This is a genomic window from Synechococcus sp. CCY 9618, from assembly GCF_019038415.1.
In the GTDB taxonomy this organism is placed as follows: domain Bacteria; phylum Cyanobacteriota; class Cyanobacteriia; order PCC-6307; family Cyanobiaceae; genus Cyanobium.
In genome coordinates, this window is the sequence record NZ_JAFKRG010000009.1 from 226,852 (window position 1) to 251,069 (window position 24,218).

The following is a 24,218-nucleotide window of genomic DNA, read 5'->3' on the forward strand; positions in this document are numbered from 1 at the left end:
GGTTCCCTCAGCCAGGTAGGCCAGGTTCGGCTTACCCTCGCCGTTTCCCTATCCGCCCATTCAGCTCTGTCGCCGATTGGGGTGGTTCGAATGCTGGTGGATGGCGCTGCCTCGACGGGCGACCACGGCGCTCGGGCGCAGTGATCGAAGCGGTGCTGGCCCGGGTGGATGGGGTCGCCGGGAAGAAGGGGAAACGCCTCGCCTGCACTGCCCTTGCGCGGCCGGATTCCTTTCTGCCGATCAGCCAGCCGGCGGCCTGCACTTCGCTGCAAATCGAGACGTTGTCCATCGGATTGGCGATCCAGAAGCGCTGGACACAGTCGATGGAGGAATCGCCGCAGTGGAGCCGCAGTGCCTTCTAGGCCGGTGTGGCCAGCAGCCGGGGCTGGGTGCTGGCGGTGGAGATCACCGTGGTTGTGGTGAAGAAGGTCTGGTTGGGGATCCCCAGTTCGGTCTTGTCCCTGTCCTGCCAGAGCTCCACCGCCCGCAGAGCGAGGCTGCGCACCTCCTGCAGATCACCCTCGATGAAGAGCACCTGCCCGGGCCTGACCGAACCCTGAAACAGCAACCAAAGCCCGCCGACTGGCCGCCCGGCACCGCCAGGATCGCGGTGCGGTTGAAGACCCCGTGCACCAGCTCCCAGGACGATCCCCATCGACGCCACCGCGCGGAATGTGGACTTCAGCAGGGCCATGCGCTGCCGCATTTCCTTCTGCAGCTCGGTGTCGAGGCAATCGGGATTGACCCCACGGCCACGCAGAGCGTGCCCTTGAGGGGGCGGAAGACGGGACGGATGGGTCCCCCCAGGCGGCAGCTGCCCCTCAGTCTTCGGGGTAGAGCAGTTCGGCCAGTTCGTCGGGATCCACGTCGTACACCCTTGCCAGGGTGGTTTCGATCGCGCTCGTGACCACATCGGGCAGGAAGCGCATGGCGTTCAGGGCGTCATCGGTGATGTCGTCGGTGAGCAGCTTGTCACCGCCCAGCTTTTCGTCGTTGATCACGGCCATCACCCAGCTCTGGTAAGCGGTGACGAGATCGGCGAACTCGAGCTCCGGATCGTTCAGGTCGAGGGCCATCGGGCGTCTCCAGGGACGTTGCCCCTGCAGTTTGCCCGTTGCTCGTCACGATGGCGGCATGGATCCGCATCCCCTGCCGTCCGCCACGTCTGTAACGGCCACCCTGTTCGATATCCCTGTCGCTGAGCCGGGGTGCCATCACCGGGAGAGTTCCACGCCCCTGTGGACCCCAGCCCCGGCTGCGAGGTCTTCCCGGCCGCTCTCAGGGCGGGCCTCGGCGGCCGGATGCGCCGCCCGTTGCACCCAGCAGGTGTGGGGGCAGCCGCTCTGAAAGCTGACATCGGCGCAGTTCTTGTCCATGGAGACCACGTCTTCATCGGTCATGTCGCCGGTGATCGTCGTGGTGCCGGTCACCACGGGGGCGGCGCAGGGATTGCCGCTGCACGTCCCCAGACCATTGCTGACGTCATCGCCGAAACCGAAGACGGGATTGCTGAGCAGCCAGAGGCTGGTCGCCGGTTCAACCGCCACCATGGGATTGGTCACACTGGACTGATTGGGTACGGTCACGGTGGGTCAACCGAGTTGGTGGCCACCCCTTGGATGCGGTCTCCTGTCTTGGCGGCATCTTGTGACTTGGTGGCCAGGAGCTGGCTGTTCTCGTGATTGCTCGGCTGGCCGATGATGGCATCCAGCCCGTATGCAGCAGCTTCTGCGCCTTGCGCCTGTCCATCACCTTCGAGGGCGCGTTCAGCGTGTTGCTGGCACTGGTGACCTCGCGAGCCAGGCCTGCGATCAGCATCAAGAAGACGATGAATGTCATGGGCATGGCGAATCCTGTCTCCTTGCTCCGACCGTGCAGACGAAGCCGGCGATACAGGAGATGGTGATGAACGTGCCCCAAGCCAGGGCTGCACTTGCTTTTTTGTCCCGTCACTGTGGCTGCCAAAGCGTCACTGCGATGGTTGGATTTCATACTTCTGAGAAGCCTGAGAATGCTTTCTAGACTCTCCCCGGGCTTCTGATGTTGCGCTCGTTCCTTCTTCGTTGTGCGTCGCTTCTGCGGCATGGGATGCTTTTTCGCTCCCTTTCTCTGGACAGGCTTGTTCTGCTCACGGGCTGGCCTAACCTCCCCCTGAGCCCTCCCGGAGGGCCCGGGCCTGCGGCTGCCGATGTCCAGCCGTCGGTCCCGCCAACTTCTCTTATCGGCTGCTACATGCTTTGCGCCTGATCGCCACCTACGAGACTCCGGGTTATCTGGCACTGGCGGAGGCAGCCCAGGCCTTCTTCGATCGCCGGGTCGACCTGCAGCGGCCCGGCATCGCCTTCGGTGCCGCCATGGTCGACGGGGCGGAGGCCGCCGCTGCCGCCCCGCTCCCGGCCAAGATCTCGACCGACATCAGCCTGGTGTGGCATGACCGTTCCGATCCCGAGGCCCACGGCCTGGCGGACGTGATCATGCGAGGGGTGGCGGCGGGCCTGAAGCGTTACCTGGCCGAACGGCCCCTGTTCCTGGCGTGCTGCCCCGAGCGCTCCCTGTTCGTCAATCCCGTCTTCAACCTGCAGCGCTACGCCCCGGGGGAGGGCTTCCACAGCTGGCACTGCGACTGGAACACCAGCGAGGAGGCCACCGAACCGATCCGCCGGGTCTTGGCCTGGATCCTCTATCTCAATACCGTGCCGGAGGGCGGCACCGAATTCCACTGGCAGGACCACCACGTGGAGGCTGTCCAGGGTCGGCTGGCGGTCTTCCCCGCCGGCCTCTCCCACCTGCATCGGGGGCGGATCAGCCAGGACCACACCAAGACCATCGCCACCGGCTGGATCAACGCCGGCAGCCTCGACGACTACCTCAGGCGTCTGGCCGCGGAGTGACGTCCGGCGGCGGCTCTCCATCCAGAACCGCACCATCCAGGGGGGAGGGCACGATGAGTCGCTCGAGGCGCTCCCCCAGGGTGTCGGTGAGGGCCTGCACGGCCCGGCGGCGATCCTGGCGGTAGTCCTCCAGCCTGCCCTCCACCTCGATGGGCCGGTCGATCCGGATCCGCACCCGGCGCCGGCCGATCCGGGGCCGGCTGTTGCCGCTCAGGCCCTGGATGCGGCACTGGGTGTCCCAGAGCAGCAGCAGCGTGTCGGCGAAGCGCTCCTGGCTCGGGTGCTCGGCCACATAGTGCCCGCTCACCGCCAGAAAGGACTCCACCACCCGCATGTGCCAGAGCTGGGCTTCGGCCTCCGCCGCCAGCCGTTCCTGAAGCCCCCGCCCCAGGGGGGAGTGTGCCTCCGGGCCGTCGGCGGAATCGGGGTAGAGGCGCTCCCAGCCGGCCTGCTCCAGGCGCCGGCAACGATCGGAGAGGCTGCCCCTGGGCACCAGGCGGAAGGACTGTTCGAGCCGGCCCAGGGCCAGATCCAGCAGCCGCTGCAGCCGGGCTCCGAAACGGGCCCGGTCCTCCTGGGCCTCCGCGTCAGGCGCCAGTGGCGGCATGGGCAGATGGACCCGGTCCCGGTAAAAGGCCTCCATCTGCGCAAGCATGCACTCCCCCAGCCGCACCAGCCGCCCGTGCAGGGCGGCCACGGCCAGATCGTGGCTGGCGTCGGGGCTGAGACCGGCGCCCGCCTCCAGCCGGCTCAGCAGGTCCTCGAGCGGCCGCCACACCGAATCGATGAAGGTGTACTGCAGGCCGATCGGCAGCAGTTCCATGCACTCCGGCCGTCCGGCGGCGGCCAGGTCGGCGGCGGTCCAGAAGGCCAGCTGGGCTGTGCCTGGCTCCAGGGGGCTGATCCGTTCGTTGTGGCCGTTGGTGGCCCCCTCCGGCGCCAGGGCGAAGGGGTGGGGGCCCTCCAGCAGCAGCTGCCGGGCCGTGCGCAGGGCCGGCAGGTCGAGCGTGCCCCGCTGGATGGAACTGCCCCCCAGGTGGGTGAACAGCCAGCCCATCGCCTTCCCCGCCCAGAGGGGAATGCCCCGATCGAAGAGGAACTGGCCGTGGGGCGCCGGATCGAGGAGCACGCCCCGGCGCCGGGCCTCCCGGGCCAGGTCCACCCAGAGCAGGCGGGCCATGCAGGCGGGGTCATCGAGGCTGGGATGGCGGAAGGCCAGCAGCAGGCGGCTCTCTCCCGCCTGGAAGCGCACGAACGCCTTGAGCAGATGGTCGATGCCCTCCACCTGCACCTGGGTGATCCGGCTGCGCCAGCGCAGCCAGAGCGGCACGATCCAGCGGCTGACGGCCAGCACCCGGCCATCGAGCTGGGGGGGCAGGAATCCCAGGGGGGCGGCGGTGGCCATCGCCGGACGTTAGGGGGTGGAACAGCGGCTCGCCGCAGCGGCCGGACCGCCTTGAGCAGGGCGGCCGCTGCCCGGCTCCGTGCTCGGTGAGGGTCAGGCCTCCGGCATGGCCGGCAGGGCAGAGCCCGCGGGCAGGTGAACCAGACGCTGGGGCATCCCGAGGGGAATCCCCTCTCTCCGCAGCGTTTCCTGGATCCGCAGGCGAAACTCCCGCCCCACCATCCACTGCTTCAGGGGCTGGGTGACGATCCAGACCCGGATCAGGGTGCCGTCGTGGCCGATCTCGTCGACGCCCAGCACTGCCGGCTCCTCCCGGATCAGGTCCTTCCACTGCGGTTCCTGCCACATCTGGTGAGCCGTGGCGCCGATCACTTCCAGGGCCCGGTGGCCATCGATCCAGGCGGCGATGCGCACGTCGAAATCAACCCTCGACCAGTTCTGGGTGAGATTGTCGACCACGTTGATCTGGCGGTTGGGAATGGAGGTGAGACGGCCATCACCGCCTCGCAACAGGGTGATGTGGAGATTGATCGCCTCAACCAGACCGGATTTTTCGCCCACATGGATCACATCGCCGATGGCGAAGCGGTCGTTGAGGATGATCATCAGGCCGCTGATCATGTCCTCCAGCAGATTGCGGGCCAGAAAGCCGATGGCGATGGCGATGGCCCCAGCTCCCGCGAGGAGGCTCGGATCAACCCCCAGGATCAGAATCGTGCCGTAAAGGCCCACCGCAACGACCAGAAAACCGGCCAGCATCTTCAGCATCTCGGAATAGGTGCTGGCCCGCAGGCCGTACCTCGACGAGCCCGGATCCGCCACTTCAGCGTCCGTTCGCCAGATGTTGACGACCTGATCCATCGCCAGTTCCAGCAGAGGCTGGGCGAGGGCGAGCGTCATCCAGAGCAGGGGGATGGCCAAAGACTGGAGGGCCACGAAGAGAGCGGCCTCCCGCGTGGAGGGAAAGATCAGAAACACTCCCACGCCCGCCACACTGGCTGAGACAAGCCCAGCAAGGAGAAGGATTCTCGCCATCAGATTGGCAAGGTTCAGCGCCTGACGGATCCGATGGGGTTGCAGCAGAGGCTCCCGGTTCAGCTCCGCCATGAAGCGGTCCCGGTTGCCGATGAACCGATCCAGAAGCCGCTCCAGGGTGGCCAGGGAATACCCTTGCCGAGACGTCCTTCGGCTCGGAGTCCCGTCGGCTCCGCCTGAATCACCGAGGCCGGCCGAACCAGGACCGTCGGCGTGGGTGGCCACCGACATCGTGAAGGCCTCGTTCGCCTCCTCACGTCTGCTGGTCTGGATGGTCTGCAGAAGCCGCCGCAGGCGGTGCCGCAGCCGCCGTAAACGTTTGTAGATCTGGATGCCGACCAGCACGACACCACCGGTCAGGGTCAGGATCACCAGGCTCAGGAGTTGCCTTGCCAGGGGATAGCGAGCGTTGAAGTCCATTCCCCAGAGAGCCTCACTGAAGACGAGACGAAGCGTCTGGCCCCAGCGTTCGGCCAGTTCCTGCATCGATTCGCCGGCATGCCTGGCATCCGGTTCGGTGACCGTGACGATCGTCACCTGAGACAGTTTCTCTGTTTCGTTCGGCGCCAGGAACACCACCATCTGATCATTGCGAACACCCACTTCCACCCGGGGCGTGTCGGGGTGAAGCGGCTTGGTCGTGGTGATCGACCAGAAGAGGAGGGAGGAGGCCTCCTCGGCTCGGGGCTGTCGCTTCCGCCGGCGCCACAGCTGCTGGACGATCCCGTCGACACCGACCCTCACCGTGCGGGAACGGGCCTCCACCAGCGCCCGCTGCGATCCCAGGGAGGCCTGTGGCGCCGGCTGGATGGTCAGCACCATCGGATCCACACCTCTGAAATGGGACAGAACCGCAGGCAGGGCCACCTCACTGCAGAGCAGCCGCCCGCAGGCATAGGCCTTGCTGAGGTCCCACCAGGGGGCCGCCGTGAAAGCGGCGGGACTCTTGTCCTGCGGGGGCGAGACCCCTTGGGCCCATGCCGCTGGCAGGGCGAGCCCGAGCAGCAACGCCAGGAGAAGGGTCACGGAAGGCAGCGACCGGTTCCATCGGTGCTGCCGCCGTGCCTCCTCAGCCATGGCTTTCGTCCCCATCTGTCTCAGGATCCTGCCATCGGCGATCAGCGTCCCGCCGTCGTCTCCCTTGAGGCCTGTTTCAGCCCTCCGCCGTGGGTCGCCCCCCCGGCCGTGATCAGGTCGGCCGAAACCCAGCGCTGCAGAGACATGCGCCAGTCGGAAGCCTGCACCCTTCGTGGCCACGGAGCCGATGGCCGCCGACCTCTCCGAAGACTCTTTGCGAGCATGGGCCAATTTACCTGGCTTGCCCCCCGTGACCGAGGCCCCTGCCGCGCCCGCCACCAGCCCTGCGCCGACGGCGACCCCCGACGTGGCGGCCGCCCTGCCCAAGACCTACGACCCGGCCGCCACCGAAGCGCGCTGGCAGCGGGCATGGGAGGAAGCGGGGGCGTTTCACCCCGACCCCGCCGGCCCCGGGGAGCCCTTCAGCGTGGTGATCCCGCCGCCGAACGTGACCGGCAGCCTGCACATGGGCCACGGCTTCGAGACGGCCCTGATCGACACGATCGTGCGCTTCCAGCGGCTGCAGGGGAAGAACGTGCTCTGCCTGCCGGGCACCGACCACGCCTCGATCGCCGTGCAGACGCTGCTGGAGAAGCAGCTCAAGGCCCAGGGCATTCCCAAGGAGGAGCTGGGCCGCGACGCCTTCCTGGAAAAGGCCTGGAGCTGGAAGGCCGAGAGCGGCGGCACGATCGTCGGCCAGCTGCGCCGGCTGGGCTACTCGGTCGACTGGCAACGGGAGCGCTTCACCCTCGATCCCGGCCTCAATCAGGCGGTGGTGGAGGCGTTCCTGCGCCTGCACGACCAGGGGCTGATCTACCGGGGGGAATATCTGGTCAACTGGTGCCCGGCCTCGGGGTCGGCGGTGAGCGATCTGGAGGTGGAGATGAAGGAACTGGAGGGCCACCTCTGGCACTTCCGCTATCCCCTCACGGACGGCCCCGCCACAGGCGGCAGCGACCACCTGGTGGTGGCCACCACCCGCCCCGAAACGATGCTGGGCGACACCGGCGTGGCGGTGCACCCGGACGACCCCCGCTACGCGGCCCTGGTGGGGCGGACGATCACCCTGCCCCTGGTGGGGCGGGCGATTCCGATCGTGGCCGATGAACACGTGGATCCGGCCTTCGGCACGGGCTGCGTCAAGGTGACCCCCGCCCACGACCCCAACGACTTCGCCATCGGCCAGCGCCATGGCCTGCCCCTGATCACGGTGATGGCCAAGGACGGCACCATGAATGCCGCCGCCGGCAACTTCGCGGGACTGGATCGCTTCGAGGCCCGCCAGGCCGTGGTGGCAGCCATGGAGGCGGGCGGCTTCCTGGTGAAGGTGGAGCCCCACCGCCACAGCGTGCCCTTCTCCGACCGGGGCAAGGTGCCGGTGGAGCCCCTGCTCTCCACCCAGTGGTTCGTCCGTGCCGAGCCCCTCGCCGCCCGCTGCCGCGAGGCTCTCGACGGCGGCTCGCCCCGCTTTGTGCCGGAGCGCTGGGAGAAGGTCTACCGCGACTGGCTCACCGACATCCGCGACTGGTGCATCAGCCGCCAGCTCTGGTGGGGCCACCGGATTCCCGCCTGGTTCGTGGTCAGCGAAACCGGCGGTGTGATCACTGAGGCCACGCCCTATGTGGTGGCGCGCGACGCCGGCGAAGCCCACGAGAAAGCTGAGACGGCCTACGGGGAAGGCTCCCGGGCCGCCGGACGGGAGCTGCAGCTGGAGCAGGATCCGGACGTGCTCGACACCTGGTTCTCCAGCGGCCTGTGGCCCTTCTCCACCCTGGGCTGGCCCGATCCGGCGGCGGCCGATCTGGCCCGCTGGTACCCCACCAGCGTGCTGGTGACCGGCTTCGACATCATCTTCTTCTGGGTGGCCCGCATGACCATGCTGGCCGGGGCGATGGAGCCGGCCGGGGCCGGCCAGAACTGGATGCCCTTCGCCGACGTGATGATCCACGGCCTGGTGCGGGACGAGAACAACCGCAAGATGAGCAAGAGCGCCGGCAACGGCATCGACCCCCTGCCGCTGATCGAGCGCTACGGCGCCGATGCCCTGCGCTTCGCCCTGGTGCGCGAGGTGGCCGGCGCCGGCCAGGACATCCGCCTCGACTACGACCGCGACCGCGGCAGCTCCTCCACGGTGGAGGCGGCCCGCAACTTCGCCAACAAGCTCTGGAACGCCACCCGCTTCGCCCTGATGAACCTGGGCGGCGAGACGCCCGCCTCCCTCGGCGCCCCTGATCCGGAGCGGCTGCAGCTGGCCGACCGCTGGATCCTCTCGCGGCTGGCCCGGGTGAGCGATGAAACCGCACAGCGCTACGGCAGCTACGCCCTCGGCGAGGCGGCCAAGGGGCTCTATGAGTTCGCCTGGAACGAGGTCTGCGACTGGACGATCGAGCTGCTCAAGCGGCGCCTCAACCCCCGCCCCGCCGCCGAGGGTGAGCCGCTCAGCCCGGAGGCCCTCGCCGATCAGCGCACCGCCCGCCAGGTGCTGGCCCAGGTGCTGGAGCAGCTGCTGGTGCTGCTGCACCCGCTGATGCCCCACCTGAGTGAGGAGCTCTGGCATGGCCTCACCGGGGCCCCCGAGAGCACCTTCCTGGCCCTCAACCCCTGGCCGGTTCCGGAGCCGGGGGCCCTGGATGCGGGACTGGAAGACCGCTTCGCCGAGCTGATCGAGGCGATCCGGGTGGTGCGCAACCTGCGGGCCGTGGCGGGCCTCAAGCCATCCCAGCCGGCGCCGGTGCTGTTCGTCACCGGCCGCGCCGACCTGGCGGCCACCCTCAGCGAGGCCACCGCCGACATCACCACCCTCACCAGGGCGGAGAGCGTGACCGTGCTGGATCCGGCGACGGCGGCGGCCCGGCCCGCGGCCCGGGCCCTGGCTGCGGTGAGCGGCGAGCTGCAGGTGCTGCTGCCCCTGGAGGGCCTGGTCGACCTCGACGCCCTGCGCGCCCGCCTGGAGAAGGACATCGCCAAGGCCACCAAGGAGATCCAGGGCCTGGGCGGCCGCCTCGCCAACCCCAACTTCGCCAGCAAGGCGCCGCCCGAGGTGGTGGCCGAATGCCGGGCGAACCTGGCCGAAGCCGAGACCCAGGCGGCGCTGGCCCGCCAGCGGCTGGTGGATCTGGGCGGCTGACCGACGTCTATCCGCACCGGATTTCTCTGTTTTCGCAAGTGATCCCCGCGTGTTCAGGATCACATTGGGGTGTGTTCTTTGCCGATTCCCAACCCAATCCTTAACCGGGGTGGTGGGGGGTCTGGGTGATGGTTGTTTTCAGTGAACATTCCTACGCCTCCATGGTTGCCTCCAGCAAAGCCAAGGGTCCCGCCAACAAATGGATCCTGCCCGAAGAGCTAACCGCCAGCAGTCAGGCGTACGTGGGCCCTGCCGCACCAGCGGTGGCCAACCGCAAGGCATTCCCTGGTCGGCCTGAACCGGCGCCGGCCCAACCCTTACTGGGACGTCTTGACCTGTCACCCCAAGCGACCACGGGCGAGCAGTTCCAGAGTGAAATCTCCACCACCGTGAGCATCCGTGGGCAGATGTTCGTGGTCTCCAGTGGCGGTGGTGGCACCCTGCAGGTGACCAACGCCACCGATCCGGCAGCGATCACCCTGGAAGAGCGGGTGACGCTGACGGGCTTCAACTCCCAGTCGGTGGCCAGTTTCGGCAATCTGCTGGCGGTGGCCCTTTCCCCCAGCGACTACGCCAGCAATGGCGGCAAGGGTGTGATTCGTTTCTACCGCGTGGGTGCGGAGGGCGGCCTGACCTTCCTGCAGGACGTTCAGGTCGGCTACCTGCCCGACTCAATCGCCTTCAACGACAAGGGCAACAAGTTGGTGATCGCCAACGAGGGCGAGCCGATCACGGGCTATGGCGTCGAGAGCGGCAAGGATCCAGTCGGAAGCATCGGCATCATCGACATCAAGGGTCAGGCGAATCTGAGGTTCTCCTACACCGAGCTTGATTTCGCCGGACTCACCCTGCCCGCGGGGCTGCGAATCTCTGGCCCTGCCGGTACAACCCAAGCCACCGACATCGAGCCGGAGTACGTCTCGATCCTGGGCAACTATGCCTACGTGACCCTGCAGGAGAACAACGGCGTTGCCAAGGTCAACCTCAAGACCAACTCGATTGAGACGATTTTTGCCCTCGGCGCAGTCGATTTCAAGAACCAGCTTGTCGACCTGACTGATCGGGACAACCCCACCGGCAGCACCAGCCTGTTCAAGCCCCTGCTGGGCCAGAACTACGAAGGTCTGCGCATGGCTGATGGCATCGCTGCCTACAGCGTCAAGGGCAAGGACTATTTCGTCACGGCCAACGAAGGCGATGGCCGCGAGTACACCCAGGGCACGGCCCCAGATGTCGTGGTCACCTACACCGATGAGGCGCGCGGTTCCGGCAACGCCAATCGGGTCAGGCGGCTGACGGACGACGCCACGGCCGGCAGCCCCGATCGCATCACCACCTTCGGCGGCCGCAGCATCAGCCTTTTCGACGCCGACACCGGCGCCCTGCTCTGGGACAGCGGCAACACCCTGCAGACCATTGCCGTGGCCGCCGGCATGTATGCCGACGGCCGCAGTGATGACAAGGGAGTCGAGCCCGAGATGGTGGTGGTGGCCCAGATGAAGGGCCGCAGCTACGCCATCGTCAGCATGGAGCGCACCAGCAGCTCGATGCTGGCCGTCTTCGATGTCACCGATCCAGCCGCGGTGAACTTCGTCACCAGCACCGTGATCGCCGGCAGCATCTCCCCGGAGGGGCTGCACATCGTCGAGGCCAAGCAGAGCCCCACCGGCCGGTCCCAGCTGATCGTGTCCAACGAGGTGTCGAACACCCTCGACGTGTTCGACCTTGAGGCCTTGATCGCCGCGCCGCCGGTGGCAGGAGCTGGCACCTTTGCTTCCACGATGATCAAGGACGTGGCCGGCGGACCCGAGCTTTCGATCACGAGCCTGATCACCAACGGCGAGTTCACCAATGGCTTCGAGCCGGGCAGTGTCTATGCCCCCCCCGGCATCTTCGATGGCATCGGTGCCTATGACAATGGCGACGGCACCTACAGCGTGCTGGTCAACAGCGAGCTGGGCAACACGGTCGGCTACGGCTACACGGTGGACGGCGTCAACCTCACCGGAGCCCGGGTCAGCAAATTCATTGTCGACAAAGATGTCGACGATAATGCAGACAACGGCTATCAGTCAGCCGTGATCTCCGGTGGTATTGCCTATAGCAAGATCTACGACGTCGATGGAATGGAGGTAACCGCTGCAGCCCAGATCAATGGGGGCTTCAGCCGCTTCTGCTCCTCCAGTTTCGAGCAGGCAGGACGTTTCGAGGGTCGTGGCTTTGTCGACGCCATCTATCTCACCGGTGAAGAGAGCGACGAAGGCCTTTTCTGGGCCCTGGACACCGCCAATGGGGCCATCTGGGCGCTGCCCGGCCTGGGCCGCGGCGGTTGGGAAACCGCCGTTCAGGTCGACACCGGCAGCATGAACACCGTGGGGGTGCTGCTGATGGATGACAACACCGCCCCCATCTACCTGTGGGTGGGCACCAAGTCGTCGGCGGCGGATGCCGATTTCCTCGAGCGCAATGGCCTCGCCGCCACCAGCGGCAATCTCTTCACCTGGGTGCCGACGGCGACTTCTCTGCTCGGGACTGACGCAGGCACTGTTGGAGTGCCCGATTCCGCCGATCTCAAGGCCCTGGAGCTGAACACGGCCGCCACTGGCTCCTGGCAGCTGGTGGGCAGTGGAGAGGAGGTGGCCGCCCTGGATGAGAATGCGCTTCGGGCTGAGGCCAATGCTCTCGGCGCCCTGCAGCTCAGCCGCCTAGAAGATGCCAGTGTCAATCCCCTCAATGGCCAGCAGGTGGTGTTCGCCACCACCGGCAACTCGGCCTTTGGCGGGGCGGATACCTTCGGCAACCTGATCACCCTTGATTTCAGTGGCGCTTTCAATGCTGACGGCGAGATCGGGCCGGTCAACGGCACAGATCTGCGGCTGATCTATGACGGCGACAAGGGCTTTGATCCCAGTCAGATCACGGGGTCGATCGACACGGATGCCGAACGCACCTATGCCGCCAGCTTCGGCGCCACGATCATCCGCAACCCCGACAACCTCACCTGGTCAGGCGACGGCCTGATCTATGTGCAGGAGGATCGCTCCGTTGATCGCAACTTCTTCGCCCAGACGGAAGCATCCATCTGGAGTGTCGATCCAACCTCCTTCGACGCGGTCACGGGTCAGGCCACCAGTGAGCGCTGGGCTCAGATCGACCGCAGCGCTGTTCCCCCCACCCAGAGCGATCCCAATCCGGCCGATTTCGGCAACTGGGAGTCCTCGGGGATCATCGATGTCTCCGAGTTCTACAGCGCCGACGCCGGCACCTTCTTCCTTGCCGATGTGCAAGCCCATAACCTCACCAGCGGCAACCTCGCGGGCAGCGGCTACCTCGTCCAGGGTGGCCAGTTGGATCTGATCCAGCAGCCGCCGCTGATCTGATCAATTGCCTTTCAGGGCCCCTCGGCCGCCACCTCCAGTGGCTGCCAGATCAGGGGCCCGAAGCGGGCCACCATGGCCCGCAAGCCATCCAGTTCGCGGCCACAGCGGCCGCTGAAGCCCAGTACCACGCTGTCGGCCGGCACCGTCCAGTCGAGCGGGCGATCGCCGGCATCACCACCACCGCCGATCCGTTGGCCGTCGCTGCTGGTGAGGAACAGCCGGTCGACGCGGGTGCCGCTGAGGGCCTCGATACGGCGGATCACCACGCCCTCCCCGAGCTCCAGGCGGCCCCGGTCACCGCCGCCGCCGCCGCCATGGACCTCCGCCTCGAGAGGATCCCCCTCGCCGGCGTAGCGCAGCCGGATCTGATCCACCCGCGACCCGGTGCGCAGAGCAACTTCCACCAGATGCCGCCGCTGGCGGATGGCCTCAGCCCGCCCGGGGAAGGCGAAGGGGGTGCCGCCGTTGCCCCCCATCGGCACCTCCTCGCCCAGGGTCACGTTCAACTCGGGGCTGCCCGCCGCCAGGGACGGCAGCGGCGGTGGCTCCAAGGGAGCGGTGGGAGCGGCGGCGTAGGCCCCCAGGCAGGCGTCGATGGCGCCCAGGTCCGCCCTGGCGGCGGCGCGCTGGACGGCGAGGCTCGGGTCCGGCGGCACGGCGTAGAGCCGGTAGGTGTCGTCCACCCAGTCCATCTGGCGGATCAGGCCCTCCAGCCGTTCGCGGCGCTCGCTAAAACCCTCGCCAGGGCCTTCGCCGCTGAACAGCTGTCGGTTGGTGGCCACCAGCTGGAAGGCGCCACCGATGGCCGGCACGCTCTCGTAGCCCCTTGTCCGCACGCCGATCAGGGCCGGGTGATCGAGGCGGAGCCCGGCGAAGTCGCGGGCGAAGGGGATCAGGGAGGCGGCCTCAGCCGGTGGCTGTGCCCGGCTGCCGCTCACCTGCATCCGGAAGCCCACGTTCACCTCGGCACGGCGGGCGACCGTCGTCACGGTCTCCACCAGGGCGGGGGTCAGGGCCAGACCGCCGAGGCCCAGTCCTGCCTCGAACTCCCGCTCCACCATCCGCGCCTGCTCCCGTGACTGGGCATAGAAGGTGAACACCCCGTGGCACTCCCCGCCCACTTCCGCCGCCGCCACGAAACCATCCCCGTAAAGGGCCACGAAGGCCTCGAGCTCGGCGGCGCTGGCAGGCACGGCGACACCCTCCAGCAGGTGGCTCTGGCCCACCTCCAGTGCTGTGGCCACCTGGCGGGCCCAGACCACCAACGAGAGGCTGAAGCTGGTGGTCTTGAGGGAGTCGCGGAACGCCTGCTTGGCGTTCAGCAGGTTCAGGGGGCCCAGGCCGATCCCCAGCGAGCCGCTGCTGTGCAGCGAACGCACCAGTTCCTGGCGGCTGCGGCAGAGCTGCCAACCCATCGTGCTGCCACCGCCCGCCGGGAGCACCGTGCCGCTCACGGCGGCCTCCAGGGGTTCGCCGCCACCTGTGACGCAGTGGCGCCCGCGGAATAGGGCCCCCCGGGCGACCTGCTGGGCCAGCTCCGAGGGGTCAGCCATGGCAGCACGGGCACGGGTCCCAAGCGTAGGCAGGGTCGATACGGTGGCCCCATGGACCTGCTCTGGCTCCCGGATCACCTGCTGCCCTGGCTGCGCACCCCGGTGGGGACTGTGGCTTTTGTGCCCCTTTATGCGCTGTGGGTCAGCCTGCTGCTGCCGGGGGTGTGGGCCTCGATGCTGGCCGGGGTGCTCTACGGCCCGTTCTGGGGCAGCGTGCTGGTCTTCGCCGGGGCCTGCCTGGGGGCCCAGGCGGTGTTCCTGCTGGGGCGCGGTCGCTGGCGGGGATGGGCCCGCCGCCGTCTGGCCAGGGCGCCGCGGCTGCTGGCGGTGGAGCAGGAGGTCTGCCGCCAGGGCCTGGCCCTGGCGCTGCTCACCCGGCTCTCGCCCGCCTTCCCCTTCAGCCTGCTCAACCTGGCCTACGGCCTCAGTGATGTGAGCCTGCGGGACTATTCGATCGGCCTGATCGGCATCCTCCCCGGCACCGTGCTCTTCTGTTCCCTGGGGGCGGCAGCTGGCGATCCCGGGCGCTTTGCGGAGCTGCTGGCCGGTCCGGCCAATGACGTCACCTTGGCCCTGCGGCTGCTGGGGGTGGGCGCCACCCTGGCGGTGCTGCTGCTGGTGGGCCGCCAGATGCGTCTGGCCCTGGAGGTACGCGGGGTAGCCTCTCAGGTTGCGATGCAGGCCAGCGATGGTGACGGCCGAGACTCCCCCCAGCCCCACCGCCGGCGCCTGCCCCAACTGCGGCGGAGGAAATCTCACCCTGGAGCGACGGGTGTGGGTGAGCAAGGCCCGGGTGGAGGCTGAACTCGCCCATTGCACCGCCTGCGACTTTCTCTTCCTGCGCGACCCCAGCTGGCTGGCGGTGGCCTACGAGGATTCCTTCTACGGCGACACCGGTTACGTCGACCGCAACCTGCATGCCTCCCGCCTGCTGCGGCTGCTGCTGGTGATCGGCCGGCTCGGCCGCTTCGGGCCCAGCGAGCAGGGCTGTGATCTGGGCACCGGCCTGGGCATGCTGCCGCGGCTGATGCGCGACCACGGCTTTGATTTCCACGGCACCGACGAATACGCGGCCATGGAGCTGATCCGCCCGTTCTGCGACCCTCCCGCCGATGGTGCGATCGGCTGCAAGACCGCCTTTGAGGTGATCGAGCACGTGCCGAGCACCCCGGAGTTCCTGCGTCGCCAGGTGGGGACCGTGCCCCTGTTCGTCTTCTCCACCCTGATGCGGCAGGACGGCGAGATCCCAGCCCCGGACTGGTGGTACTACGCCTTCGGCAACGGTCAGCACGTCAGTTTCCACAGCCGCCGCAGCTTTCAGGTGGCGATGGCGCGGGCGGGGATGGATCCCACCTGGCTGGTGAGCATCGACGGGCCGGTGCACCCGCGCGCCCTGCATGCCATCGCCCCGTCGGCCCGCTGGCGGCGGGCCTTCCGTGTTGCCGGCGCTCTGGTGAACCGGGGCCTCGACGGGTTGCTGCTGCCGCCGCTGCAGGCCCTGGCCGGTCTGCGGCCCCGGATCATCGACGATCACTACGTCGCGATGGAGCGGCTCAGATCTGCCGCAGAGCGTCAGCCTTGTCCTTGAAGTCGCTCAGCAGCAGCTGCAGATAGGTGACCTTGCGCAGCTTGACGTTGGCGGTGAGCGACATGCCCACCTGCAGGGGCAGCACCTTGCCGCTCTTGAGCTTGAGCTGCTGGGCGTTCAGCCTGATGTCGACCGGGAAGCGGTAGAAGTTGTTGAGCTGATCCGGCGGCAGCGCATCGGAGCCGATGCGTCGCACCGTGCCCTGCAGCACGCCGAAATCGGTGGCGGGGAAGGAGTCGATGCTGATGTCGGCCTGTTTGCCTTCGGTCACGAAGCCGATCTCCCGGCTGGGCACCTCCACCCGCGCCTCCAGCCGGTCGAAGGGCACCACCTTCATCACCGGTTCGCTGGTCTGGGCCACGAAGCCCCGGGAGCGGGGCTTGAGCTCGAACACCACGCCGGCCTCCGGGGCCCGGATGGCCTGGTAGCGGATGTTGACGTTCAATTCGGTGAGCTTGCTGCGCAGATCCGCCAGTTCGCTGCTCAGTTCCCGGATGCCCTGCTGCAGGATCGCCTGCTGGCGCAGGCGATCCACCCTGGTCTCCTGCAGCTGCCCCTCCACCTCCTGCACCTTGTTGCGCTGGGAGAGGTACTGCAGTTCGGCGGTGGCACCTTCCTTGTTGAGGGTCTCCAGGCGTCCGAGCACGTCCTTCTCCAGCACCAGGCTGCGGGCCAGCACCTGCTGCTGGGTGTCGTTGAACTGCAGGTAGCGGTCGAGCTCCACCTGCTTGAGCCGCAGCTGCTGCTCCTTGTACTGGATCGTCTTCCGCATGCTCAGCTGGCGGTCGAGGGTGGTCTCGGTGTCGAGCCGGAGCAGCACCTGCCCCTTCTTCACCCGCTCTCCCTCTTTCACCATCACCTCCTCCACCACACCGCCCACCGGCATCTGGATGTCCTTGACCACGCCCAGGGGCTCGAGCTTGCCCGGGGCGGTCACGATCTCCTCGGTCTGGGCGAAGGCCAGCCAGCCCAGGCCGAACAGGGTGACGCCCATCAGCGTCCAGGAGATCGAACGGGCCCAGAAGCGTGACTGCTGCAGCACCACGTCGTCGCTGTCGGTGTGGATGCTGCGTTCGAGGCCGTTCTGGGCCCGCCGCAGCAGGCTGCCCGGCGTGGGAATGGGAGGTCGTGCCATCAGCTCGCCTCCTGCTGGCGGTAGAGCGCGTAGTAGCGACCTTTCATGGCCATCAGTTCTTCGTGGGTGCCCGTCTCCACGATGGCCCCCTGGTGCATCATCACGATCAGATCGGCCCGGCGGATGGTCGAGAGCCGGTGGGTGATGAAGAACACCGTGCTCGTGGTCATCGCCTCGCGCAGGTTCTCGCACACCTGGCGCTCGGTGTCGTAATCGAGGGCGCTGGTGGCCTCATCCATCACCAGCAGCTGGGGCTGGCTCAGCAGGGTGCGGGCGATGGCGATGCGCTGGCGCTGGCCACCGGAAAGGGAGGCCCCCCGCTCCCCCAGCTGGGTGCTGTAACCCGCCGAGAGCTCCATGATGAAGTCGTGGGCGCCGGCGATACGGGCGGCCTCGACGATGGCGTCGCTCGGGGCCTCCGGGTTGGTGAGGGCGATGTTCTCGCTGATGGTGCCGGAGAACAGCAGCGGATCCTGGGGCACGATGCCGATCTGGCGCCGGAGGGAATAGAGCTCCACCTTGTCGATGTCGTAACGGTCGACCAGGATCCGCCCCTTCTGGGGGGAATAGAGCCGCGGCAGCAGCTTCATCAGGGTGCTCTTGCCGCTGCCGCTCTGGCCGACGATTCCGGTGAAGGTGCCGGGGGGCACATGCAGATCGATGTTGCTCAGCACCTCGGGTCCCCCCGGGTTGAAGTGGAAGCTGACGTTCTCGAACACCACGTCGCCCTTCACGGGCGGCAGGGGGATGTGGCTCCGGTCGGCCTCGCTGGATTCCTCCGGGGTGTCGACCACATCGGCCAGGCGCTCGAAGGACACCCGCAGTTCCTGGATGTTCTGCCAGATGGAGGAGAGGCGCAGCAGGGGCTGGGTGACGTAGCCGCTGATGATCCGGAAGGCGATCAGCTGGCCCAGGGTGAGTTCCCCCTTCAGCACCAGGGTGGCCCCCACCCAGAGCACCAGCAGCTGGGAGAGCTTCTGCAGCACCGAGCTGGTCTCGTTCAGGAAGGTGCCGGTGATGGTCTTCTCGAAGGTGCGGGAGATGTAGCGGGCGTAAAGCTCCTGCCATTTCCAGCGGCTCACCATCTCCACGTTCTGGGCCTTCACCGTCTGGATGCCGGTGAGCACCTCGACCAGGTGGCTCTGGGTGCGGGCGTTCTCCTCGGCGGCCTGGCGGTACTGGCGGCGGAACAGGGGTGCCCCCAGCAGGGTGAGGCCCACCTGGATGGGCAGCACCGCCAGGGCGATGATCGTGAGAAGCCAGCTGTAGAGGGCCATCACGATGATGTAGATCACCGAGAAGGCCGCATCCAGCAGGGTGATCAGGGCCTGGCCGGTGAGGAAGTTGCGGATCTTCTCCAGCTCGGCGATGCGGGTGCCCAGCTCCCCCACCGGCCGCCGGTCGAAGTAGCCCAGGGGCAGACGCAGCAGGTGGTCGATCACTTCGGCGCCGAGGCGCAGGTCGATGCGGTTGGTGGTGTCGGTGAAGAGGAAGGTTCGCAGCGAGCCGATCACCCCCTCCATCAGGGTCACCACCACCAGGGCCATGCCCAGGATCTGCAGCGTGTCGAGGCTGCGCTGGGAGATCACCTTGTCGATGATCACCTGGATCAGCAGGGGGTTGGCCAGGCTGAACAGCTGGACCACGAAGGAGGCCAGCAGCACCTGGAGCAACATGCCCCGGTAGCGCTTCAGGGCCGGCCAGAACCAGCCCGGCCCGAAGGTCTGCTCCGGGGTGTCGATGCTGCGCTCCAGCAGCAGCAGCTCCAGGCCCTCGGGATAGTGCTCGGCGATCTGGGCCGGCTTCAGCTGCACCCAGCCGTCGGCCGGGGAAGCCAGGCGCAGGCCTGCGGCGTTGCTGGCGACGGCGACGGCGAAGCCCTCCTTCCACGGCAGCAGGCAGGGGGTGATCAGCCGGGTGGCCGACGCCACCGGCACCTTGGCGCCGGTGACCAGCAGGCCGAGCATGGCGGCGATCTGGCCGCAGAGCTGCAGATCCGGCGGCTGGCCGCGGCGCATCTTGTCGCGCAGGATCTTGTCCACCGCATCGCGGCGGTAGGGCAGCCCCAGCAGCTTGCCCAGCATCTGGAAGCAGGCCAGGGTCTCCTCTAGGGGACCCTGACCCCGCACCAGGGTCAGCCCCCGATCGGCCCGGTCCTGGCCCAGGTCGAGGCTGCTGGGCTGGGGGTGACCACCGGCTTCGACCTCGGCGGAGGTGGGCCCCGGCGCCGGGAACGGGGTCGCCGCCGGTGTGCTCAGCCAGGCAGCCGCCCCGCTCACGGCCAGCAGCCGCAGCGGCAGGGGGGGGCGGGGCTGGGGCAGCGGTTCTGCTGCGCTCAGCACCGAGCCGAGCGCCATCCCGGGAACGTTGGCACTGGCCAGCAGCAGTTCCTCGCCGGCCTCCAGCACGACGCTGCCCTCGGCGGGGGCCACCACGACCCGGGTCTGCAGGCGCAGGCGGTCGATCCTCTCCCGCCAGAGGGCCGGATCGAAGCCGCCGGCGTCGGCCCCTTCCCGCGCCAGCAGCAGCTGATGCAGCTCCGCCGTCCAGAGATGCCGGCCACACCACTGGCGCAGGCCGGGTTCGGCCAGCAGCAGTTCGAGCATCAGCGCGTCCGGGATCGCCGCCACCAGCAGCTCGGAGGCGGCGCTCACCTGCTCGATCCCCTCCGCCCGCAGCAGGGAGACCAGCCCCACGAGGGTGCCTTCCCCCAGCCGCTCGAGGGTGAAAGGGCGACCATCCCGTTCCCCCAGCAGCCGGGCTTCGCCCTCCAGTACCACCAGCACCCGGTCGCCGATGCTCCCCGAACTGCTGAGTTCCTGGCCGACGCCGAACCGGCACAGGCTGGCCTCGGCCAGCAGCCGGTCACTGCCGGTGGGGGAAAGATTGTCGAAGGGCGGCAGGGCGATCAGCCTTTCGGTGCGGCCCTGGGCGGTGGAGGTCATCGGGCCACCCCCTGACGCAGTTGCTGGGTCACTTCCTGCTCCACCCATTCCTCGAACAGCTCCCGCGCCATTCGCTTCTGCATCTCTTCGTCGAAGCTGGCCGAGCGGAGGGATTCCAGCCGCACCACCAGCCACCAGCGATCGATGCGCAGGGGCGGATGCAGCTGGCCCGGGCGGCTGGTGCGCAGCAGTTCGGCCAGGGACGGGTGGGCCTGCAGCAACGGAACCGGACCCACCACCCCCCGGGTGGAGCGTTCAGGCCCCTTGGCGTAGGTGGCGGCCAGCTCGGCGAAATCGGCTTCGCTTTCGGAGATCCGCAGATAGAGCTCGCGGGCGAGGGCGCCATCCTCCACCCGCAGCAGGCTGTAAATCACCTGATCCAGCTGATTCTTGCGGGCCAGAAAGCGCTGTTCGGCCCGGTGCAGGAAATGCTCCCGGCAATGCCGCTCCAGCTTCGCCGGCAACTCCGCCTGCCAGAGGACGTCGGCCTCCGAAAGCTCGTTCTGCGCCAGATACGTCTGCAGATCCTCGGCGGAGCGGATCCCGTGGCTGGCGCCCCAGGCCTGCTGGGCCTGTTTGCGTTCCTCCTCCGAGAGGGTCACGGTCGCCACGGCGGTGGCGACCACCGAGCGACGCAACAGGGGCAGCAGCAGATCGTGGCGGGCCAGCTGGCGGCGCAGGGCCGGGGGAATCTCTGGCAGAGCGTGCTCCACCGCCGCCACCGGTGGCCGGGACGGACGCCCGGGGCGATCGAGACTGATGTCAGAGTCCAAGGGGCTGACGACGGCCACGGCGTTGTCTTTTCGGCTGCATTCTGGGGGTGAAGGGGCCGATCGACAGGAAACGCTCGCTTCCCGCCCGGTTCCGGATGAGGTCGCACCAGCGCTTCACCCAATCCGGTGGGCCGATCGGTGACCAGCTGGGGATGTGGATCACCAGCGCAGGCCAGGGGGCGGTGATGGGGCCTTGACTCAGTAGCGGCGGACGATTGGCTCGGCTCGAAAGACGCTTCCCATCAGCAGCAGCAGGGCATCGATGCTGCCGACCCGGGTCAGTTTCTGGAACCAGGCGTTCTCGCCGTAGATGAGCTGGATCAGGGCCGCCTCCGCTTCCCGGGCCGACAGCACGAAATGCAGGCCCAGCAGGGGATAGCCCGCCTGCAGTGTGGTTCGGACCAGCCGCACCGGCATGCAGAGGTTGTACTGGGGAACCCGCAGCATGCCGTCGGCATGGGCGTTGGCGCTGCTGCCAAAGGGGCCCGTCGTGGTGAGCAGCAGGCCGGCGCCGTGCTCGGAAACGTCGTTGGTGACACCCCAGTACTCCTTCCCATCCATTTCGAGACAGGCGATCAGCTCCAGGGGGAAGCGGTCGGCCTGACGCCGCACCGGCTTGTCGATGCAGGCGAGCAGGCAGATGAACATCAGCAGGACGTTGTACACGTTCCAGGCGAGCATCAGGCTTTCCCCTTCGAAGATCGGCCGCGCCCAGCGAACGTCCAGCAGCGGCAGCAGGTAACGCACCAGCAGGCCCACGGAGAAAAGCGCCAGGTAGGCGAGAAAGGGCCAGACCAGGGATCGATCGAAATGCTGGCGCGGATGGTGCACCGCCTTGTTCGTGACCAGCCCGCCGACGGTCCGGAACGGACGGAAGATCAGCTGGGAGAGTCGTTTCAGGGCCGGAAAGCAGAACAGGGATTCATGGACTTCTGTCCAGTAATGGAAGTAATGGCCATTGGTCTGCCAGCTGGGAAGGAAATACAGCAGGATCACGAAGGGCAGGCCATAGGCGAGATACTCCACGGGTGGGGCGGCGATCAGCGTGAAGCCGACCAGCATCGAGAGGAGCGGGAAGATGATGTAGACGGCGCGGAATAGGGGTGCCCAGAAAGTCAGATAGAGATTGACGTAGAAAATCTTTTGCCAGAAACCAAGTGCTTTCCAGATGGGCATTTCCCTCGGTGAGGCAAACACCTGCATGTTTCCTTGCATCCACCGCAGCCGCTGGTCGAGATAGTCGCGGAAGCTGCGCGGAACTTCGCCGAGGCTGAGGATTTCGTCGAGGTACACCATCCGCCAGCCTCTGGTGAGCAGCCGTGTTCCCGTCTGATTGTCCTCGATGATGCAATGGGTCACGTAGCCGCCGATCTGCTCGAGGGCGGAACGCCTGGCCACGTAGGAGGTGCCACAGCACACCACCGCATTGAAGCGGTCGCGCAACACCTGGACATAGTGAAAGAAATAGTCCATGTCATCGGGGACAAGGACGTCGAGTCCTAGGTTGCGGTTGTGGAAGTCGGCGTTGAAATAGTGCTGGGGCGTCTGAACCAGGGCGACCTCGGGATCGCTGAAAAATCCCACCGTGCGGGTGAGGAAGCGGCTGAAGGGGATGAAATCGCAATCGAAGACCGCGATCAGATCACCACTCGATTGGGCCAGGGCGTAATTCAGGTTGCCGGCCTTGCGATAGAGGTTGTCAGGTCGACTCAGGTACTTCACCCCCAGTTCCGCCGCCAGGGCCGCCACCGATGGACGATGCCCGTCATCGAGCACGTAGATCGTCTTGTTCGCATAGGGGATGTTGCTGCAGGCCAGGATGCAGCGGCGCACCAGCCGCTCCGGTTCGTTGTAGGTGGGGATCCAGATGTCCACGCTGGGCTGATGTTGTTCAGTCCAGGCCATCAGCTGATCGGCTTGCCGCCGCCGCTGCTCGGGCTGGAAGCGGATGGCCGGATAGAACTGCAGCGCCGTGGTCAGCAGATAGCTGGCTTCACAGAGCAAGAAGATCAGACTCAGCGCGAGGCTGATCGGATGGCTGTGATTCAGCGTGGTGGCGCGCCAGAGGAAATAGCGCAGCGTGAACAGGGCAAGGATCAGGGAGGTGAGCAGATAGGCCGATGGTCGCCGGGGCAGATGATTCACCCCCAGGCAGATGGCCACCGCGACGCACACCGGCAGCATCACATCCATCCACATGTCCCTGATCTGCCATGTCTCGGGCAGGACGCGGAAGGCCAGAGGATTGAGGATCCCCGTGGCCACCCCGGAAAACTGGAGATTCGCCAGCAGCAGGGCCGCCACCAGGGCCGTCACGGAAAGGATCAGCAGGTTCCACACCCAGGGCGACACCCGCCTGGAGCCCCCCGGCACCGCGAGCGAATCGAGGCTTCTCATCGCTCGAAGCTGACCCGGGCCGAAAAACCCACGTAGCAGAATTCCCCCGGAGGCGCCGGAAAGTCGTTGAGGATGCGCACCTTCACCTGGCTCTCCCGGGCCAGATTGATCGGCACGGGCACTGGGGCCTCCTCACCGAGCTGAACCCGGCCGAGGCCGGAACGGATGGCGATCACCTCGCCGCGCAGCCGCTGCGGGCTGCCCAGCAGCGAGATGCTGGCCTTGCTGCCCAGGCGGATCCGCTGGAGATCGCTTTCCGCCACCGTGGTGGTCAGCCAGCGCTGGTTGCAATCGATCAGCTGCACCACCTTCTGCTGTGCTGTGACCGAGTCCCCCTTCTGGGCTTCCAGCTGCCAGACCACGGCGCGCCGGGGGCTGATCAGAAGGGCACGGTTGCGCTCCTGCCATTCCCGTCGGGCCACCGTCAGCTGGCGTTTGAGGCCTTCGATCTGATATCCCTGCGTCCGCAGTTCTCCTTCGGCCTTCTCCAGCGCCAGGGCTGCCTCCTGGAGGCGGACCACCGGATCGGAACCGCTGCGGTTGTTGCGCAGGGTCAGATCGTTGATGGAGGCCTGCAAGACGGCGGACTGGCCGGCCAACTGGGATTCCAGTCCCCGGACTTCCCGCGCCCGCTGCAGTTCGGTGGTGCGCGCCCGGTCCACCACGTTGGCGGCCACGGCGCCGGCCCGGAACAACTCCTCCTGCCGCTGCGTCTCCCGGCGGGCGAAGGCCAGTTCCTTCCTGGCCCGGTCGAGACTGAAGCCGATATCGTCACGGTCGCTGCGGTTGCGGCGGATTTCGAGGGAGCGCTGCCGCTCCACATCCCGGCCGAGCCTGGCGACAAGCTTCTGCTGCAGATCGCGCCGGTCCCGAAGATCCCTCAGGCGTCCGTTGGCGGTTTCCACCTCGGTT

The 24,218-nt window shown here is 67.4% G+C and carries 16 protein-coding genes and 1 pseudogene; 6 read left to right on the plus strand and 11 right to left on the minus strand.

Annotated features, from left to right (window positions below):
- Positions 1–140 precede the first annotated feature (140 nt).
- On the plus strand, positions 141–362 hold the full coding sequence (locus KUG41_RS02640; RefSeq protein WP_216900752.1) for a hypothetical protein: 222 nt from the start codon (positions 141–143) through the stop codon (positions 360–362).
- Here KUG41_RS02640 and KUG41_RS02645 read toward each other — a convergent pair.
- The 3 genes from KUG41_RS02645 to KUG41_RS02655 all read right to left on the minus strand — a co-directional run bounded on the left by KUG41_RS02645 (position 359) and on the right by KUG41_RS02655 (position 1,562).
- Entirely contained in the window at positions 359–535 is a 177-nt protein-coding gene (locus tag KUG41_RS02645; RefSeq protein WP_216900754.1) for a hypothetical protein, read from the minus strand. The genes KUG41_RS02640 and KUG41_RS02645 overlap by 4 nt on opposite strands.
- 286 nt (positions 536–821) lie before the next feature.
- Positions 822–1,076 (minus strand): hypothetical protein, encoded by a 255-nt coding sequence (locus KUG41_RS02650; RefSeq protein WP_216900756.1) that lies wholly within the window; start codon positions 1,074–1,076, stop codon positions 822–824.
- A 138-nt stretch (positions 1,077–1,214) separates the two neighbouring features.
- Positions 1,215–1,562, minus strand: a complete 348-nt coding sequence (locus KUG41_RS02655; RefSeq protein WP_216900758.1) for a hypothetical protein — start codon at positions 1,560–1,562, stop codon at positions 1,215–1,217.
- A gap of 675 nt (positions 1,563–2,237) precedes the next feature.
- Between KUG41_RS02655 and KUG41_RS02660 the strand changes: the two genes are divergently transcribed.
- Positions 2,238–2,891, plus strand: coding sequence for a 2OG-Fe(II) oxygenase (locus KUG41_RS02660; RefSeq protein WP_216900760.1), 654 nt, complete (start codon positions 2,238–2,240; stop codon positions 2,889–2,891).
- On the opposite strand, the gene KUG41_RS02665 is transcribed toward KUG41_RS02660, so the two are convergent.
- Entirely contained in the window at positions 2,869–4,296 is a 1,428-nt protein-coding gene (locus KUG41_RS02665) for a 1-acyl-sn-glycerol-3-phosphate acyltransferase (protein WP_216900762.1), read from the minus strand. The genes KUG41_RS02660 and KUG41_RS02665 overlap by 23 nt on opposite strands.
- Before the next feature lie 93 nt (positions 4,297–4,389).
- Complete coding sequence (locus KUG41_RS16045; protein WP_216900763.1) at positions 4,390–6,357, minus strand: mechanosensitive ion channel domain-containing protein; 1,968 nt, start codon at positions 6,355–6,357, stop codon at positions 4,390–4,392.
- Between the two features lie 358 nt (positions 6,358–6,715).
- On the opposite strand from KUG41_RS16045, the gene KUG41_RS02675 reads away from it, so the two are divergent.
- Positions 6,716–9,535 (plus strand): valine--tRNA ligase, encoded by a 2,820-nt coding sequence (locus KUG41_RS02675; RefSeq protein ID WP_371734005.1) that lies wholly within the window; start codon positions 6,716–6,718, stop codon positions 9,533–9,535.
- A gap of 161 nt (positions 9,536–9,696) precedes the next feature.
- Positions 9,697–12,915 (plus strand): choice-of-anchor I family protein, encoded by a 3,219-nt coding sequence (locus KUG41_RS02680; RefSeq protein WP_256438882.1) that lies wholly within the window; start codon positions 9,697–9,699, stop codon positions 12,913–12,915.
- Between the two features lie 11 nt (positions 12,916–12,926).
- Here KUG41_RS02680 and KUG41_RS02685 read toward each other — a convergent pair whose 3' ends face one another.
- Positions 12,927–14,468, minus strand: a complete 1,542-nt coding sequence (locus tag KUG41_RS02685) for a jacalin-like lectin (RefSeq protein ID WP_216900765.1) — start codon at positions 14,466–14,468, stop codon at positions 12,927–12,929.
- A gap of 51 nt (positions 14,469–14,519) precedes the next feature.
- Here KUG41_RS02685 and KUG41_RS02690 point away from each other — a divergent pair.
- Together KUG41_RS02690 and KUG41_RS02695 are read left to right on the plus strand one after the other, a co-directional pair.
- Positions 14,520–15,116, plus strand: a pseudogene (locus KUG41_RS02690) (TVP38/TMEM64 family protein); the annotation flags it as partial.
- Positions 15,117–15,156: 40 nt separating this feature from the next.
- Positions 15,157–16,056, plus strand: a complete 900-nt coding sequence (locus KUG41_RS02695; protein ID WP_216900767.1) for a class I SAM-dependent methyltransferase — start codon at positions 15,157–15,159, stop codon at positions 16,054–16,056.
- Here the strand turns inward: KUG41_RS02695 and KUG41_RS02700 are convergent.
- The 5 genes from KUG41_RS02700 to KUG41_RS02720 form a co-directional block, all read right to left on the minus strand.
- Positions 16,022–17,191: an HlyD family secretion protein gene (locus tag KUG41_RS02700; RefSeq protein WP_216900768.1), complete on the minus strand. Its 1,170-nt coding sequence runs from the start codon at positions 17,189–17,191 to the stop codon at positions 16,022–16,024. The two genes, KUG41_RS02695 and KUG41_RS02700, sit on opposite strands and share 35 nt — an antisense overlap.
- Positions 17,191–20,136, minus strand: coding sequence for a peptidase domain-containing ABC transporter (locus tag KUG41_RS02705; protein WP_216900769.1), 2,946 nt, complete (start codon positions 20,134–20,136; stop codon positions 17,191–17,193). The genes KUG41_RS02700 and KUG41_RS02705 overlap by 1 nt, the downstream gene beginning before the upstream one ends.
- Complete coding sequence (locus KUG41_RS02710) at positions 20,133–20,909, minus strand: peptidylprolyl isomerase (protein WP_254216753.1); 777 nt, start codon at positions 20,907–20,909, stop codon at positions 20,133–20,135. Before KUG41_RS02710 ends, KUG41_RS02705 begins: the two co-directional genes overlap by 4 nt.
- A gap of 198 nt (positions 20,910–21,107) precedes the next feature.
- Entirely contained in the window at positions 21,108–23,306 is a 2,199-nt protein-coding gene (locus KUG41_RS02715) for a glycosyltransferase (protein ID WP_216900773.1), read from the minus strand.
- Complete coding sequence (locus tag KUG41_RS02720; RefSeq protein WP_371734006.1) at positions 23,303–24,211, minus strand: HlyD family efflux transporter periplasmic adaptor subunit; 909 nt, start codon at positions 24,209–24,211, stop codon at positions 23,303–23,305. The genes KUG41_RS02715 and KUG41_RS02720 overlap by 4 nt, the downstream gene beginning before the upstream one ends.
- Between the last annotated feature and the right edge of the window lie 7 nt (positions 24,212–24,218).

What these genes read in the sequence shown, in the direction of transcription:
- KUG41_RS02650 (WP_216900756.1), bottom strand. Translation starts at nt 1,076, where the DNA reads ATGGCCCTCGACCTGAACGATCCGGAGCTCGAGTTCGCCGATCTCGTC.
- KUG41_RS02665 (WP_216900762.1), bottom strand. Translation starts at nt 4,296, where the DNA reads ATGGCCACCGCCGCCCCCCTGGGATTCCTGCCCCCCCAGCTCGATGGC.
- KUG41_RS02680 (WP_256438882.1), top strand. Translation starts at nt 9,697, where the DNA reads ATGGTTGCCTCCAGCAAAGCCAAGGGTCCCGCCAACAAATGGATCCTG.
- KUG41_RS02685 (WP_216900765.1), bottom strand. Translation starts at nt 14,468, where the DNA reads ATGGCTGACCCCTCGGAGCTGGCCCAGCAGGTCGCCCGGGGGGCCCTA.
- KUG41_RS02695 (WP_216900767.1), top strand. Translation starts at nt 15,157, where the DNA reads ATGGTGACGGCCGAGACTCCCCCCAGCCCCACCGCCGGCGCCTGCCCC.
- KUG41_RS02700 (WP_216900768.1), bottom strand. Translation starts at nt 17,191, where the DNA reads ATGGCACGACCTCCCATTCCCACGCCGGGCAGCCTGCTGCGGCGGGCC.
- KUG41_RS02705 (WP_216900769.1), bottom strand. Translation starts at nt 20,136, where the DNA reads ATGACCTCCACCGCCCAGGGCCGCACCGAAAGGCTGATCGCCCTGCCG.
- KUG41_RS02715 (WP_216900773.1), bottom strand. Translation starts at nt 23,306, where the DNA reads ATGAGAAGCCTCGATTCGCTCGCGGTGCCGGGGGGCTCCAGGCGGGTG.